Source organism: Burkholderia sp. AU33423 (assembly GCF_002223135.1).
Classification (GTDB): Bacteria; Pseudomonadota; Gammaproteobacteria; order Burkholderiales; family Burkholderiaceae; genus Burkholderia; species Burkholderia lata_D.
This window is the reverse complement of record NZ_NKFH01000004.1, coordinates 583,352-598,848: the sequence shown is the minus strand read 5'-3', so window position 1 is coordinate 598,848 and position 15,497 is coordinate 583,352. Positions and strand designations below refer to the sequence as shown.

The 15,497-nt window shown below is 65.3% G+C and carries 18 protein-coding genes; 5 read left to right on the top strand and 13 right to left on the bottom strand.

Annotation, left to right across the window (positions count from 1 at the left end; genetic code table 11):
* Nucleotides 1-18: 18 nt before the first annotated feature.
* Entirely contained in the window at nucleotides 19-336 is a 318-nt protein-coding gene (locus CFB50_RS05490; protein WP_011351362.1) for a putative signal transducing protein, read from the top strand.
* Nucleotides 337-400: 64 nt separating this feature from the next.
* On the opposite strand, the gene CFB50_RS05485 is transcribed toward CFB50_RS05490, so the two are convergent.
* The 6 genes from CFB50_RS05485 to rpsP form a co-directional block, all read right to left on the bottom strand.
* Nucleotides 401-1,339, bottom strand: a complete 939-nt coding sequence (locus tag CFB50_RS05485) for a CobD/CbiB family protein (RefSeq protein ID WP_021159740.1) — start codon at nucleotides 1,337-1,339, stop codon at nucleotides 401-403.
* Nucleotides 1,340-1,459: 120 nt separating this feature from the next.
* Complete coding sequence (locus tag CFB50_RS05480; protein ID WP_089445180.1) at nucleotides 1,460-2,146, bottom strand: CoA pyrophosphatase; 687 nt, start codon at nucleotides 2,144-2,146, stop codon at nucleotides 1,460-1,462.
* Between the two features lie 87 nt (nucleotides 2,147-2,233).
* Nucleotides 2,234-2,626, bottom strand: a complete 393-nt coding sequence (gene rplS, locus CFB50_RS05475; protein WP_006753174.1) for a 50S ribosomal protein L19 — start codon at nucleotides 2,624-2,626, stop codon at nucleotides 2,234-2,236.
* 133 nt (nucleotides 2,627-2,759) lie between these two features.
* Nucleotides 2,760-3,554: a tRNA (guanosine(37)-N1)-methyltransferase TrmD gene (trmD, locus tag CFB50_RS05470; protein WP_006476548.1), complete on the bottom strand. Its 795-nt coding sequence runs from the start codon at nucleotides 3,552-3,554 to the stop codon at nucleotides 2,760-2,762.
* Nucleotide 3,555: 1 nt separating this feature from the next.
* Entirely contained in the window at nucleotides 3,556-4,233 is a 678-nt protein-coding gene (gene rimM / locus CFB50_RS05465; RefSeq protein WP_089445179.1) for a ribosome maturation factor RimM, read from the bottom strand.
* A gap of 42 nt (nucleotides 4,234-4,275) precedes the next feature.
* Nucleotides 4,276-4,530 carry a 30S ribosomal protein S16 gene (rpsP, locus tag CFB50_RS05460; RefSeq protein WP_006476550.1) on the bottom strand — a complete coding sequence of 85 codons (255 nt, stop codon included), beginning with the start codon at nucleotides 4,528-4,530 and terminating at the stop codon, nucleotides 4,276-4,278.
* A gap of 153 nt (nucleotides 4,531-4,683) precedes the next feature.
* On the opposite strand from rpsP, the gene CFB50_RS05455 reads away from it, so the two are divergent.
* Both CFB50_RS05455 and CFB50_RS05450 read left to right on the top strand, forming a co-directional pair.
* Nucleotides 4,684-5,823 carry a PQQ-dependent sugar dehydrogenase gene (locus CFB50_RS05455; RefSeq protein WP_089446036.1) on the top strand — a complete coding sequence of 380 codons (1,140 nt, stop codon included), beginning with the start codon at nucleotides 4,684-4,686 and terminating at the stop codon, nucleotides 5,821-5,823.
* 109 nt (nucleotides 5,824-5,932) lie between these two features.
* Complete coding sequence (locus CFB50_RS05450) at nucleotides 5,933-6,400, top strand: NINE protein (protein WP_089445178.1); 468 nt, start codon at nucleotides 5,933-5,935, stop codon at nucleotides 6,398-6,400.
* A 49-nt stretch (nucleotides 6,401-6,449) separates the two neighbouring features.
* On the opposite strand, the gene CFB50_RS05445 is transcribed toward CFB50_RS05450, so the two are convergent.
* On the bottom strand, nucleotides 6,450-7,631 hold the full coding sequence (locus CFB50_RS05445) for a PA0069 family radical SAM protein (RefSeq protein WP_089445177.1): 1,182 nt from the start codon (nucleotides 7,629-7,631) through the stop codon (nucleotides 6,450-6,452).
* A gap of 90 nt (nucleotides 7,632-7,721) precedes the next feature.
* Entirely contained in the window at nucleotides 7,722-8,210 is a 489-nt protein-coding gene (locus CFB50_RS05440) for an Lrp/AsnC ligand binding domain-containing protein (protein WP_011351353.1), read from the bottom strand.
* A gap of 145 nt (nucleotides 8,211-8,355) precedes the next feature.
* Between CFB50_RS05440 and CFB50_RS05435 the strand changes: the two genes are divergently transcribed.
* Nucleotides 8,356-9,642: a D-amino acid dehydrogenase gene (locus CFB50_RS05435; RefSeq protein ID WP_089445176.1), complete on the top strand. Its 1,287-nt coding sequence runs from the start codon at nucleotides 8,356-8,358 to the stop codon at nucleotides 9,640-9,642.
* Between the two features lie 276 nt (nucleotides 9,643-9,918).
* On the opposite strand, the gene CFB50_RS05430 is transcribed toward CFB50_RS05435, so the two are convergent.
* From CFB50_RS05430 to CFB50_RS05410, 5 genes are all read right to left on the bottom strand, one after another.
* Entirely contained in the window at nucleotides 9,919-10,854 is a 936-nt protein-coding gene (locus CFB50_RS05430; protein WP_089445175.1) for an electron transfer flavoprotein subunit alpha/FixB family protein, read from the bottom strand.
* 16 nt (nucleotides 10,855-10,870) lie between these two features.
* The gene (locus tag CFB50_RS05425; protein ID WP_011351349.1) at nucleotides 10,871-11,620 is read right to left on the bottom strand and encodes an electron transfer flavoprotein subunit beta/FixA family protein; all 750 of its coding nucleotides are present in this window, start codon (nucleotides 11,618-11,620) and stop codon (nucleotides 10,871-10,873) included.
* Nucleotides 11,621-11,848: 228 nt separating this feature from the next.
* Nucleotides 11,849-12,643 (bottom strand): MetQ/NlpA family ABC transporter substrate-binding protein, encoded by a 795-nt coding sequence (locus CFB50_RS05420; RefSeq protein ID WP_089445174.1) that lies wholly within the window; start codon nucleotides 12,641-12,643, stop codon nucleotides 11,849-11,851.
* Between the two features lie 29 nt (nucleotides 12,644-12,672).
* Nucleotides 12,673-13,326, bottom strand: coding sequence for a methionine ABC transporter permease (locus CFB50_RS05415; RefSeq protein WP_069249240.1), 654 nt, complete (start codon nucleotides 13,324-13,326; stop codon nucleotides 12,673-12,675).
* Nucleotides 13,316-14,350, bottom strand: coding sequence for a methionine ABC transporter ATP-binding protein (locus tag CFB50_RS05410; RefSeq protein ID WP_046545198.1), 1,035 nt, complete (start codon nucleotides 14,348-14,350; stop codon nucleotides 13,316-13,318). Before CFB50_RS05410 ends, CFB50_RS05415 begins: the two co-directional genes overlap by 11 nt.
* A gap of 219 nt (nucleotides 14,351-14,569) precedes the next feature.
* On the opposite strand from CFB50_RS05410, the gene CFB50_RS05405 reads away from it, so the two are divergent.
* On the top strand, nucleotides 14,570-15,490 hold the full coding sequence (locus tag CFB50_RS05405; protein WP_089445173.1) for an alpha/beta hydrolase: 921 nt from the start codon (nucleotides 14,570-14,572) through the stop codon (nucleotides 15,488-15,490).
* Nucleotides 15,491-15,497: the final 7 nt, after the last annotated feature.

Here is a 15,497-nt window from a genome sequence, read left to right as displayed (position 1 = left end):
TCACCGACAGGAGCCGCGATGCGTTTCAAGGCACCCGATCTCGCGACGGCGCAGCATTGGGCCAACGTGCTTCAGGTGGCCGGCATCGGTTGCGAACTGCATAACTGCTACGCGACCGGCGCGCTCGGCGGCCTGCCCGCCGACGCGTGCACGCCCGAACTGTGGCTCGACGACGAACGCGACGACGCGCTCGCACGCCGGCTCCTCGATGCCGCGTCGCACGGCCCGTCGGCCGGCGCCGCGCCGTGGCGTTGCCGGCAGTGCGGCGAGGCGCTCGAAGCCCAGTTCACCGCATGCTGGCAATGCGGCGCTGTGCGCGATCCGCTGGACGACTGACCCACAGCAAAAAGGCCGGCTTCAAGCCGGCCTTCTGCCTACCATCGGGTACCGCATTGCCCCGTCACGACACCCAGACGGCAAGCGTCAGCATCAGCAGCAGAATCATCCACAGGATCACCGCACGCCAGACGAGGCCCACCGCGGATTGCAGCGTGCGCGGCGTGCAATCGTCACCGACCGTCAGCGGACCGCTGTCGCCGACTGCCAGCGCGTCGAGGCTCGACGGTTCCGCGAGCGGCCCCGCGAGGCGGGCGCCGAGTGCTCCACTGCCGGCTGCCAGCAGGACGCCATCGTTCGGATCGGGCCACTGGCGCGTGTGGTTGCGCCACGCATAGATCGCGTCCTCGAAATTGCCGACGATCGCGAAGCCGAGCGCGGTCAGTCGTGAGGGAATCCAGTCGATCACGAAGAACGCGCGCTGCGCGAACGTCGAGAAGGCCGCCGTGCGGTCGTCGCCCGGCGTCGACCAGCTGCGCGCGAGGTATTCGGAAATCCGGTACAGCACGGCACCGGCCGGGCCGATCGGCAGCACGTACCAGAAGAACACGCCGAACACGTGGCGATGCGATGCGACCACGGCATGAATCAGCGTATGGCGGACGATTTCGCCGACCGGCATGTCGACCGTGTCGATGCCCGTCCACTCGTGCAGGATTTCGCGCGCACGCGGCACGTCGTCGTTATTGAGCGCGAGGTGGATGTCGGTGAAGTAATGGCTGAACTGCCGGAAGCCGAGCGTGAAATACACGACGACGACGTTCCAGATGAATGCGAGCACGAAGCTCACCTTGTACAGCAGGAAATAGATCAGCGCGACGATCAGCACCCACGGCAGCACGACCGCGAGCCAGGCGAGGATGCCGTGCTTCTGCTTGCCCGCGTCGAGACCATGCGCGACGGTTTCCGCATGAAACTGGAAGAGCGCGAACACCGGATTGTTCGGCGACAACGCGCGGACCTGTTCGATGATGAGAGCGAGGAGAACCGAAAAGAAAGTCATGCGTGGCGCCGTCTTCGGAGTTATGTCATTTTTTGCATAACGATAGCACAGCGTAAGCACCGGATGGCTGCCGGTGCAGTCGCCCGCCAGCCGGCCACGCGCGCCGACAGCCGTGCACGCCTAGCCGGCGGCCAAGAAGCGGTACAGATTGCGCAACATGCCGGCAGTTGCGCCCCAGATGAAGTAATGCCCGCCGGGTTCGCCATTCGGATAGGGCATCGCAAAAAAACGACGCTCGCCGCCTTCCCAGCGGAACACACGGACCTGATGGTTCGCGGGATTCATCAGGAACGCGAGCGGGACCTCGAAAATCTCGGCCACTTCGAACGTGTCGGCCTGCACGGTGAACGGCGGATGCACGAGGCCGACCACCGGTGTCACGCAAAAGCCCGTACCGGTCAGGTAGTCGGGCAGCGCGCCGAGGATCTCGACACGCTCGTCTGCCAGACCGATCTCTTCCTTCGCCTCGCGCAACGCGGTGGCGGTTGCATCGCGATCGAACGGTTCGCGACGACCGCCGGGGAAACTGATCTGCCCGGCGTGGTCGTTCAGGTGGTCGGCGCGCTGGGTCAGCAGCATGGTGAGGCCGGACTCGCGGACGACGAGCGGCACGAGGACGGCCGCGCTGCGTGGATCGACGCCCTCCTGCAGCCTCGCCTCGCCGGGCTCGACGCTCCATTCGAGCGTGCGCGCGAAACGGTCGCGCAGGCCGGCCGGCGTCATCAGGCGGGAATCGATGGCCGGCAGGCCGGCGCCGGTGCCTTCGACCGGCAGGACTTCGGGATCGATGATGGGGCGGCGATTCAATGGGGCTCTCGGGTTCGTGTCGTATCGAGCATATTCTCGCGCCAGAATGAAAAAAGCACCCGGTTGGGTGCTTTTTCCTTACAGCTCTTACTCTTGGGAAGCTGCTGCGGCGCGATCCTTCGACACCAGCTTTTCCTTGATACGAGCCGACTTGCCCGAACGCTCGCGCAGGTAGTACAGCTTCGCACGACGCACATCGCCGCGACGCTTCACGACGATGCTTGCCAGCAGCGGCGAGTACGTCTGGAACGTACGCTCGACGCCTTCGCCCGACGAGATCTTGCGGACGATGAAGTTCGAGTTCAGACCACGATTGCGAATCGCGATCACGACGCCTTCGTAAGCCTGAACGCGCTTGCGGTTACCTTCAACCACGTTCACGTTCACGATCACCGTGTCGCCCGGGGCGAATTCGGGGATCGTCTTGCCGGCGAGCGCGCGCTCGATTTCTTCCTGCTCAAGTTTTGCGATCAGATTCATTACTGACTCCTTATGCCATCGTGTCGGCGTTCACACCCGCCTGCTTCCAGGCCTGGCCCCGATAGAGGATGGATTCACATCAGGCGCCGCACACGCATGTACGGCACCGCCAATTCCCGCTCGCGCAGCCGCCTCAGGAGGCGTCCTTCGCTTCGCGTGCGAGGTTCGCGAGCCACGCCTCGTCGGCGCGGCTCAACAACTTCTCGCGGCGCGCCCGGACGATCAGATCCGGCCGCTTCCGCAACGTATTCCTCAATGCTTCCTGACGCCGCCACTTCTCGATCTCGGCATGATGCCCGCCGAGCAGCACGTCCGGTACGCGCACGCCGTCGTATTCCTCCGGGCGCGTGTAGTGCGGACAATCGAGCAGGCCATCGGCGAAGCTGTCCTGCACGGCCGACAGCGAATCGTTCAGCACGCCGGGCAGCAACCGCACGACTGCATCCATCATCGCCATCGCCGGCAATTCGCCGCCCGACAGCACGAAATCGCCGAGGCTGATTTCCTCGTCGACGCAACGGTCGAGCAGGCGCTGGTCGATCGCTTCGTAGCGACCGCACAGCACGACGACGCCGGGTTCCTGCGCCATCCGCACCGCACGATCATGCGTGAGCGGCGCGCCTTGCGGCGACATCATCACGACGCGCGTGCTCGCGATGCCCTGCTCCGCCTGCGCCGCTTTCGCGGCGTCGATCGCGGCTTCGAGCGGCCTGGCCAGCATCACCATGCCCGGACCACCGCCGTACGGACGATCGTCGACCGTGCGGTAGTTGTCCGTCGTGAAATCACGCGGATTCCAGGTGCGCAGCCCGAAGCGCCCTTGCTTGACGGCCCGACTGGTGATCCCCCAGTCGGTCAGTGCACGGAACATCTCGGGAAAGAGCGTGACGACGTCGAACTGCACCGCGCTCTCGGTAACCTGGTTCATTTCAGTAATCGGCTTCCCAGTCGACGACGATGCGACGCGCCGCCTGATCCACCGTTTTGACGTATACGCCGACGAACGGAATCAACCGCTCGTCGGTGGTCGGCTGACCGTCTTTGCCGGTCGCCGGATACTCGACACGCATGATCGAATGCACGCCATTGTCGATCATCCCGCTCACCTTCCCGAGCGCCACCGATTGCTCGTTGACGACGTCGAGACCGATCAGGTCGACCCAATAGAATTCGTCCGCGGCCAATGCCGGGAAATCTTCCCGGCGCACGAACACGCGAAAGCCGCGCATCGCGTACGCGGCATCGCGGTCGCTGACGCCCGCGGGTTGCGCAACGACGGTGTCGCTGTGCGCCTTCGACTGCATGATGCGGACGGAAAGCCGCTCCGCACCGCGTTCCAGCCACCAGTGGCGCGCCTTGAGCAGCGCATCGCCACCGCGGCCGGCGTCGGCATGCGTCACCACCTTGACCCAACCCTTCAGGCCATAGGCGTCGACCACCGCGCCGACCTCGACGGCATCGTCGGGCCAGGCTTGCGCCACTTCGAGACTGCCCTGCTCGGCAGCCTGACCGGCGTTCGCGACAGCGTCGCGCTCGACCGGCTTGCGGACGAATGCGCCAAACGACGCACGCCCGCGCCTTGCATTACCGGAATCGTGACCCGCCATCAATGCACCTCACAGCCGGCACGACCGGCACACCGTGCCATGTTAGGCAGCCGGTTGCGCCTTTTGCGCTTCCTTCACGAGACGCTGGACGGTCGGCGACAGTTGCGCGCCAACACCTTGCCAGTACGTCAGGCGATCCTGAGCGATACGCAGCGATTCGCCCTTCGTAGCGACCGGGTTGTAGAAGCCGACGCGCTCGATGAAGCGGCCGTCACGACGGTTGCGCGAATCGGTAGCAACGATGTTGTAGAACGGGCGCTTCTTCGAGCCGCCACGAGCCAGACGGATGATAACCATATGATGTCCTTCGGGAAAACCGGGTTCGAAACTACTGAAACACGCGATTATAGCCGGAAACCAGAGGTACAACAAACACTTACGCGTAAAAAATCCGGAGGGGGCCTGTCCGCCGGGCATACAATCGTCGTGTCCGGGACGTTCCACACCGTCATGCCGCCCCTTCGCGCCGCCTCGATGCGCCGCGCGCAGCACCGTTTCGCGGCGCTGCTTGCCGGCCTTGCCTGCCTCGCGTCCTCACTGGCGTTTGCCGCGCCGTTGCCGGTGGGCGAACTCGTCGTGCCGCCCGGCTTCCACGTCGAAGTGCTGGCCGACGCGGTACCGACCGCGCGCGAAATGGCGTGGTCGCCGCGCGGCATCCTGTATGTCGGCACCCGGGAAGGCCGCGTTCACGCGTTCGTCATGCACGAGGGCCGGATCAGCGCGCGCTATGTTGTAGCGTCCGGGCTCGACATGCCGGTCGGCGTCGCCTACCGCGGCGGCGCACTCTATATATCCGCCGTCTCGCGCATCCTGCGTCTCGATCGCATCGACGACCGGCTGGCCACGCCGCCCGCACCTGCCGTCGTCACCGACGCGCTGCCGACCGAACACCATCATGGCTGGAAATTCATCGCGTTCGGTCCCGACGGCAAGCTGTATGTACCGACTGGCGCACCGTGCAACGTCTGTCTCGCCGATCGCAGCCGCTACGCGATCATCGCACGCATGAAGGCGGACGGCAGCGGGAATGAGGTTGTTGCCCGCGGCGTACGCAATACGGTCGGCTTCGCGTGGCACCCCGATTCGGGCGAGCTTTGGTTTACCGACAACGGGCGCGACATGATGGGCGACGACGTGCCCGACGACAAGCTGAACCGCGCACCGCGCGCCGGCCTCGACTTCGGCTTCCCGTACTGCCATGGCGGCGACACGCCCGACCCCGAATTCGGCAGCGCCGACGTATGCCGCCGCTATGTGCCGCCCGTATTGAAACTCGGTGCACACGTCGCAGCACTCGGCATGCGCTTCTATACAGGGTCGATGTTTCCGGCGTCGTATCGCAATAACGTCTTCATCGCCGAACACGGCTCATGGAATCGCAGCACGAAAGTCGGCTACCGCGTGATGCGCGTCGTCGTCTCGGCGGATGGCAGCCAAGCGCGCCAAACCCCGTTCGTCACGGGCTGGCTGCGGCCCGACGGCACGGTATGGGGACGCCCCGCCGACGTATTGCCGCTGCCGGACGGCTCGCTGCTCGTCAGCGACGACTACGCGGGCGCGATCTACCGCGTGACCTATGCGGCACCTTGACGCAGGACAGGGGTGACCGGGCCCGACCGGGCATCGTAGAATGCGTGCCGGGCCGCGTGCCCGCGCCGGCCCGCCGGCCGCCCATGCCAACGACAATACGCCGCCATCCATGTCCAGCAGCACCGCACCGTCCCGCCGCTTTCGCTCCAAGACGCTCACCACCGCCCTCGCGTTCCTGTTCGGATCGCTCGGCGCGCACCGCTTCTATCTGTATGGCTTCCGCGACGTGTTCGGCTGGGCGCACCTGCTCGCGACGATCGTCGGCATCCCGGGCTTCCTCCTGCTCGCCGCCACCCAGCGCAGCGCGGGCCTCGGCTGGTGGCTTGCCGTTCCCGGCGCGATCTCGCTGCTGGCAGCGTTTCTCGCCGCGCTCGTCTACGGGCTGCGCCCCGACGAAAAATGGGACGCGCAATTCAACGCAGAGACGGGTAAGCACAGCAAGTCGGGCTGGACCGTGATCTTCGTGGTGATCTTCTCGCTGCTGATCGGTGCATTCCTGCTGATGACCGCACTCGCGCTGTCGTTCCAGACGTACTTCGAGTCACAGGTCGAAGCAGCCAAGCAGATTTCGCAGTAAGCGTAACGGCCGCTACGCACCGGCGCTTTGCGCCGGTTTGGCACGCCGGTCAGAACAGGTTCAATTGCGTGTCGTCACGCGACTGCGTCGACCGCGTCGCGGCTGAACGAACGGCAACGCGCGGCGCCGCGGTGGCCGGTGCACCGCGAAACTGCGACAGATCGAGAATCCCGTTCGTGCGCTCGTTCAACCCGAGCCGCTTGACGGCCTGGCGGAAACGCTGCCGCAGCAGGTCGGCCCAGATCCCCTCGCCCTTCATCCGTTTCGAGAAATCCGAGTCGTAATCCTTCCCGCCGCGCATGTCGCGCACGCGGTTCATCACGCGCTCCGCGCGATCGGGAAAATGCGCGGTAAGCCAGTTCTTGAACAGCGGCGCGACTTCCCACGGCAGCCTCAGGATGATGTAGCTCGCATGCGTCGCGCCGGCTTCCGCGCATGCCTCGAGCACGCGCTCCAAGTCAGGCTCGGTGACGAACGGAATCATTGGGGCAATGCTCACGCCGACCGGCACGCCCGCCTCGCTCAGCGCCCGAATCGTACGCAACCGGCGCGCCGGCGTTGCCGCGCGCGGCTCGAGCGTGCGCGCGAGATCGGCATCGAGCGTCGTGATCGTGACCGCCGCCATCACCTGCCCCCGTTCGGCCATCGGCGCGAGCAGGTCGAGATCGCGCTCGATCAGCGACGACTTCGTGATCGCGGCGAACGGCAACCCGCGATCGTGCATTACCTGGATCACGCTGCGCGTGATGCGCAGGTCGCGCTCGACCGGCTGGTAGGCATCGGTGTTGACGCCGAGCGCGATCGGCTCCGGCACGTAGCGCTTGCGTGAAATCTCGCGCTCGAGCAGTTCGGCCGCATTGACCTTCGCATAGATGCGGCTTTCGAAATCGAGCCCCGGCGACAGGCCGAGATAACTGTGCGTCGGCCGCGCGAAGCAATAGATGCAACCGTGCTCACAGCCGCGATACGGATTGAGCGATACGCTGAATGGAATGTCGGGCGACTGGTTGTGCGTCAGGATGCTCTTCGCACGCTCCTCGAAGACCTGCGTGCGCAGCGGCGCGGGGAAATCGGTATCGTCCGACTCGTGTGCCCAGCCGTCGTCGACCGCTTCGCGCTGCGCGATCTCATATCGCCCCTGCAGGTTGTCGACCGCACCGCGCCCCTTGCGGGGCACGGGCGGCGCTATCGGAAATTCGTTGTCGGATCGATCGTCCATGTGCCCACCCATTCGCCTGCACCCAATACTGTATATTTATACAGTATTGGGTGCAGCATGCCAAGGGCGGGATAAAGGGCCCGACGGCCCGCCGCGGGCGCGTCAGTCGCCCACCGCGATCGTCAGCGTCTCCTTGATTTCTTCCATCACGACATAGCTCTTCGACTGCACGGCGCCGGGCAGCTGCAGCAGGATGTCGCCGAGCAGCTTCCGGTAGTCGGCCATCTCGCCAATTCGCGCCTTGATCAGGTAGTCGAAATCACCGGACACGAGATGACACTCGAGCACCTCGTCGATCTTCATCACTTCGCGGCGGAATTGCTCGAACATGTTGCCGCCCTTGTGGCCAAGCGTGATCTCGACGAACACCAGCAGCGCGGCATCCAGCTGGTGCGGGTCGACCCGTGCGTGATAACCGGTGATCACGCCATCCCGCTCCATGCGCCGCACGCGCTCGATACACGGTGTCACGGTCAGTCCAACCTGTTCCGCAAGGTCTTTCATCGCCATCCGGCCGTCGTCCTGGAGCAGTTTCAGGATGCGTCGGTCGAGCTTGTCGAGCGAGCGTACGGGCTGACGTTGCGTTCTCATTTGTTTATGCTGAAAACCTGAAAAATACGATAACAAAACCTACACATTCGACAATACCATAGCGCAAAAAACTAGATCAGCTAGAGGTTACACGGAGACGCAGGTGCGCCCGGCCTCGATCTGGTCCCTTCCATCTGGAGCAGCTATGCGAGTCGTCATTCTGGGCAGCGGTGTGGTGGGCGTGGCAAGCGCGTATTACCTCGCGCGCGCCGGCCATGAAGTCACGGTGATCGACCGGGAAGCCGGCCCGGCGCTCGAGACGAGCTTCGCGAACGCAGGCCAGATCTCCCCCGGCTATGCCGCGCCGTGGGCCGCACCCGGCGTGCCGCTGAAGGCCGTCAAGTGGATGTTCGAAAAGCACGCGCCGCTCGCGATCCGCCTCGACGGCACGCGCTTCCAGCTCCAGTGGATGTATCAGATGCTGCGCAACTGCACGGCCGAGCGCTACGCGGTCAACAAGGGCCGCATGGTTCGCCTCGCCGAATACAGCCGCGACTGCCTGCAGGCATTGCGCGCCGATACCGGCATCCAGTACGAAGGCCGCACGGGCGGCACGCTGCAACTGTTCCGCACGCAGCAGCAACTCGACGGTGCGGCGAAGGACATCGCCGTCCTGCAGGAAGCGAACGTGCCGTTCGAACTGCTTTCCCCTGCCGACCTGAAGAAAGCCGAACCGGCGCTTGCCGCCGTCTCGCACAAGCTGACGGGCGGCCTGCGCCTGCCGGGTGACGAAACGGGCGACTGCCAGCTGTTCACGACGCGCCTTGCCGCGCTCGCCGAATCGCTTGGCGTGAAGTTCCGCTACAACACGCCGATCGATGCGCTCGCGATCGCGGGCGGCAAGATCGCCGGCGTGCAGTGCGGCAGCGAGACGGTGCGCGCGGACGCGTACGTCGTCGCGCTCGGCTCGTACTCGACCCGCTTCATCTCGAACCTGATGAAGATCCCCGTCTATCCGCTGAAGGGCTATTCGATCACCGCGCCGATCGTCAACGAAGCGGCCGCGCCCGTGTCGACCGTGCTCGACGAGACCTACAAGATCGCGATCACGCGTTTCGACCAGCGCATCCGCGTCGGCGGCATGGCGGAAATCGTCGGCTTCGACAAGAAGCTGCGCGCCGCGCGCCGCGAAACGCTTGAAATGTGCGTGAACGACCTGTTCCCGGGCGGCGGCGACACGTCGAAGGCAACGTTCTGGACGGGCCTGCGCCCGATGACGCCGGACGGCACGCCGATCGTCGGCCGCACGCCGGTGTCGAACCTGTTCCTGAACACCGGCCACGGCACGCTCGGCTGGACGATGTCGTGCGGCTCGGGCCAGCTGCTCGCGGACCTGATCTCGGGCAAGATGCCGGCGATCCAGGCCGACGACCTGTCGGTGCATCGTTACCTGAAGGACGTGGCTGGCCAGACGCGCCCGGCATACGCATAAGCCGCGCCGCCCGCAGCCAAGCGGGCCCGGCTGGCATCGAAAAGAAAGGCGCCCCTCGGGGCGCCTTTTTCATTTCATCGAACGGTCAGCCGGTCAGAACTGGGCTTCCGTCAACGCGAGCAGGCCCTCGTTGCCCTTCGTGCCGACAACAGCATGTCCTTGACGGGGGCGTGATAGCTCATGGCGCGTCTCCTCTCTCTTCTGTCGATGGCGAAAAAAAGGGGCGCTCATCGCGCCCCTCTTCTCGTGTGCTTAACGCCGAAGCGTCACACGGCTTTAGCCGAGTTCGGTCACGAGTTCCGGCACGAGCGCGAACAGATCGCCGACGAGGCCGTAATCGGCCACGCTGAAGATCGGCGCTTCCGGATCCTTGTTGATCGCAACGATCACCTTCGAATCCTTCATGCCTGCCAGATGCTGAATTGCACCCGAGATGCCGACCGCGATGTACAGCTGCGGTGCAACGATCTTGCCGGTCTGGCCGACCTGGTAGTCGTTCGGCACGTAACCTGCGTCGACTGCCGCGCGCGATGCGCCCAGTGCCGCGCTCAGCTTGTCCGCCAGCGGCTCCAGCACCTTCGTGTAGTTCTCGCCGCTGCCGAGGCCACGGCCGCCCGACACGATGATGCTTGCGCTCGTCAGTTCCGGACGGTCCAGCTTCGTCACTTCACGGCTCACGAACTGCGACTTGCCGGCGTCCGCCGCCGCTTCGATCTTCTCGACCGACGCGCTGCCGCCTTCCGCTGCCACCGGATCGAAACCCGTTGCACGCACCGTGATGACCTTGATCGGATCGCTCGACTGCACCGTCGCGATCGCGTTGCCCGCGTAGATCGGGCGTTCGAACGTGTCGGCCGAATCGACCGCCGTGATGTCGGAGATCTGCGCGACGTCCAGCTTCGCGGCGATACGCGGCGCGATGTTCTTGCCGTAGGCGGTAGCCGGCGCGAGGATATGCGAGTAATCCTTCGCGATGTTCAGCGCGGTCGCTTCGACGTTTTCCGCGAGGCCCGCTTCGAGTTGCGGCGCGTCGGCCAGGAGGACCTTCGACACACCCGCGATCTTCGCTGCCGCGTCCGCGGCCGCTTGCGCATTGTGGCCCGCGACCAGCACGTGAATGTCGCCGCCGATTTTCGCTGCCGCCGCCACCGTGTTCAGCGTCGCGGCCTTGATCGACGCGTTGTCGTGTTCTGCAATCACCAGAATCGTCATTTCTTTCCGCTCCCTCTTACAGCACCTTGGCTTCGGTCTTCAGCTTCTCGACCAGCGTCTTCACGTCCGGCACCTTCACGCCAGCTGCGCGCTTCGGCGGCTCGACCACCTTCAGCGTCTTCAGACGCGGCGCGACGTCGACACCCAGGTCTTCCGGCTTCACCGTTTCCAGCGGCTTCTTCTTCGCCTTCATGATGTTCGGCAGCGTCACGTAACGCGGCTCGTTCAGGCGCAGGTCGGTCGTGATCACGGCCGGCAGCGACAGCGACAGCGTTTCCGCGCCGCCGTCGACTTCGCGGGCGACCGTTGCCTTGCCGTCGGCCACCGTGACCTTCGATGCGAACGTCGCTTGCGGCAGGCCTGCCAGCGCAGCCAGCATCTGGCCCGTCTGGTTCGAATCGTCGTCGATCGCCTGCTTGCCGAGGATCACCAGTTGCGGCTGTTCCTTGTCGACCAGCGCCTTCAGGATCTTCGCGACGCCCAGCGGCTCGACGCCATCGTTCGACTCGACGAGGATCGCGCGATCCGCGCCGATCGCCAGCGCCGTACGCAGCGTTTCCTGCGCTTGCGCGACACCAACCGACACGGCGATCACTTCGGTCGCCACGCCCGCTTCCTTCAGGCGCACGGCTTCTTCAACCGCGATTTCGTCGAACGGGTTCATCGACATCTTCACGTTCGCGATGTCGACACCCGTGTTGTCCGACTTCACGCGGACCTTCACGTTGTAATCGACCACTCTTTTCACTGGCACCAGGATTTTCATGCACACGCTCCAAAGTTACGAATACGACCAGAGGCCATTCTATAGCGAGGCCTCATGACTGCGCGGCCAAGCGGACCCAACCTTCGTGGTTGTCGAGGATACCGCTTCTTGGCGACGCGCCAATGATAGCGAACGGTCGTTCTATTTTAAAAGAGAAAAAACCCGGACGCAAAGCCCGGGTTTTCGATCATCGACTCTAATCACGCCGGGCGCCCCGTGCTTCGCCTGTTACCAGGCGGCAATGACCGCGCCGCCGAACTTGCCTTCGATGAACTGCTTCACCTCGGCCGAATGGTAGGCCGCGACCAGCTTCGCGACCCACGGCTTGCTCCGGTCCGCCTCGCGGATCGCGAGGATGTTCGCGTACGGGCCGTTCGGACCCTCGATCGCGATCGCGTCCTGTTTCGGTTTCAACCCCGCTTCCATCGCGTAGTTGGTATTGATCGCGGCCGCGTCGACGTCACCGAGTGAGCGCGGAATCTGCGCCGCATCGAGTTCGACGATCTTCAGCTTGCGCGGATTGTCGACGATATCGAGCGGCGTCGCCTTCAGCCCCGCGTCCGCGCGCAGCTTCAGCAGGCCCTGCTTTTGCAGCAACAGCAGCGCGCGGCCGCCGTTGGTCGGGTCGTTCGGGACCGCAATGCGCGCGCCCGGCTTCAGCTCGGCCAGCGACTTCACGCGCTTCGAATAGATGCCCATCGGGAACGTGACGGTATCCGCGACCTTGACCAGCTTGTAGCCGCGATCCTTCACCTGCGCCTGCAGATAGGGATCGTGCTGGTAGCTGTTCGCGTCGAGGTCGCCAGACGCAAGCGCGGCGTTCGGCTGCACGTAATCGGAGAATTCGACGATGCGGATGTCGAGGCCGCTCTTCGCCGCGACCTTCTTCACCGCTTCCATGATCTGCGCGTGCGGCCCGCCCGTCACGCCCACCTTGATGGTTTCGGCCTGCGCGTGCGCGCCCGCGAACAGCGCGGCCGCGCCCAGTGCCGCCGCGAATTTCAGCATGAAGCGTCGTTGCATCGAGTGTCCCCTGACGGATCAATCTTGTTTTACTTGTGGCTCAGCCGGCGAACGAGCCAGTCGCCGAACGACTGCACGATCTGCACGAACACGATCAGGATCGCGACCACCGTCCACATCACTTCGGGCAAATAGCGCTGGTAGCCGTAGCGGATCCCGAGATCGCCGAGGCCGCCACCGCCGATCGCGCCCGCCATCGCCGAATAGCCGACCAGCGACACGAACGTGATGGTCAGGCCCGCGACGACGCCCGGCAGCGATTCGGGCAGCAGCACCTTGAAGACGATCTGCGACGTGGTCGCGCCCATCGATTGCGCGGCCTCGATCAGCCCGCGGTCGACTTCGCGCAACGCCGTCTCGACGAGACGCGCGATGAACGGCGCGGCCGCGAGCGTCAGCGGCACGACCGCCGCGGCCGTGCCGATCGACGACCCCGTGACGAGCCGCGTAAACGGAATCACCGCGACCAGCAGGATGATGAACGGTGTCGAGCGGACGGCATTCACGACGCCGCCGAGCACGCGGTTCACCGCGAGGTTCTGCAGCACGCCCTGGCGGTCGGTCAGGTAGAGCAGCACGCCGAGCGGCAGGCCGACGAGCGCGCCGACCACTCCGGAGATGCCGACCATGATCAGCGTCTCCCAGAACGACTGCACGAACATATCGAACATCTCACTCAACATACGAAAGCTCCTCTACCACCACACCTTGCTCGCGCAGGAACGCGAGCGCCTGCCCGACCTTGCCCGGCTCGCCGCCCGCGAGCACCGCGAGCGAACCGAATGCCTGCCCCTGGATCTCGTCGATCTGGCCGTGCAGGATGTTGAAATCGAGTTCGTACCGGCGGATCGTCTCGGACAGGATCGGCTGGTCGACACCCGAGCCCGTGAACGCAAGCCGCAGCAAATGCCCGCTACCCGTCTTCAGCCGCTCGGCCACGCGCACCTTCAGCGCGGGCGGCAATTCCTGCGCGATCACGTCGCCGATCAGCGCGCGCGTCACTTCGTGATGCGGCTGCAGGAACACGTCGATCACGCGGCCTTCCTCGACCACGCGCCCCGCATCGAGCACCGCGACGCGATCGCACACCTGCTTGATCACTTCCATCTGGTGCGTGATCAGCACGATCGTCAGCCCGAGTTCGCGGTTGATGCGCTTCAGCAGGTCGAGGATCGAACGCGTGGTCTCGGGATCGAGCGCGGACGTCGCTTCGTCCGACAGCAACACCTTTGGCTGGCTCGCGAGCGCGCGGGCGATGCCGACGCGCTGCTTCTGCCCGCCGCTGATCTGCGACGGATAGCGATCCTTCTGCGCGGACAGCCCGACGAGGTCGAGCAGCGGCAGCACGGCGGCCTCGATCTCGGCGCGGCTTGCGCCGGCCAGTTCGAGCGGCAGCGCGACGTTGTCGAACACCGTGCGCGACGACAGCAGGTTGAAGTGCTGGAAGATCATGCCGATCTCGCGGCGCGCCTCGCGCAGCGCGCCAGCCGGCAGCAGCGTGAGATCGCGCCCGCCGACGACGACATTGCCTTCGGTCGGCCGCGTGAGCAGGTTGATGGTGCGCACGAGCGTGCTCTTGCCGGCGCCGCTTCGGCCGATGATGCCGAACACCTCACCCTGCGGGATCGTCAGGTTGATGTTGCGCAGCGCCTCGACCCAGCCACCCGGCCCGGGAAATCGCTGCGAAAGATTGCGTAATTCGATCATGTAAACAAAACGGCGGCCCGGCTGGCGAGTTGGCCCGCCAGTCGGCCGCCGATGCATCTGGAATAACCGTCGATTTTACCGCAAACCCCTCATTCCCCTTAATAATCGATTTCGATCTTTTCATAACCGCACGAAATTAGAGGAGCACCGCTGGCGCGCCGCGACGGTGCCGCGACTATGATCCGGAACACACATGCCAACCGACAGGGGACACGCCAGATGACCGCCACCACTACGCCGGCCGCCGCACCCGCCACCGCCGGACCGGCGCCTTCGTCGCCGCGCGCGCCGACCATGGGCCGGCTGCGTACCGCGGACGGGATCGAACTGGCGTCGTACCGGTGGCCCGCCGGCGAAGGCACCGCGCCGCCGCGCGCGACGATCGCGCTCGTGCACGGTCTTGCCGAACACGCGGGCCGCTATGCCGCGCTCGCCGGCCGGCTGAATGCGGCCGGCATCGACGTGCTCGCGATCGACCTGCGCGGACACGGCCAGTCACCCGGCAAGCGCGCCTGGGTCGAACGCTTCGACGGCTACCTGAACGATGCGGATGCGCTTGTCGCCGAAGCCGCGCGCGGCAATTCGCCGCTGTTCCTGATGGGGCACAGCATGGGTGGCGCGGTCGCGGCGCTGTACGCGATCGAACGCGCGCCGACGCGCGGCCACGCGCTGACGGGCCTCGTGTTGTCGAGCCCGGCGCTCGCGCCGGGGCGCGACGTGCCGCGCTGGATGCTCGCGGTGAGCCGCGTCATCAGCCGCGTATGGCCGACCTTCCCTGCCATCAGGATCGATGCGGCGCTGCTGTCGCGCGATCCGGCCATCGTTGCGGCCAATCGTGCCGATCCGCTCGTGCATCACGGCGCGGTGCCCGCACGCACCGGCGCGGAGATTCTCGACGCGATGGCGCGCATCGAAAGCGGCCGCGGTGGGCTCCGCGTTCCGGTGCTCGTCTATCACGGCACCGAGGACAAGCTGACCGAGCCCGACGGCAGCCGGGCGTTCGGCGCGCGCGTCGGCTCGACCGATCACACGCTGACGCTATACGAAGGCGGCTTTCACGAAACGATGAACGATCTCGAACGCGATCGCGTGATCGACGCGCTGATCGCGTGGATTCACGCACGCGTGCCGGCGTGCTGAGCGCCCG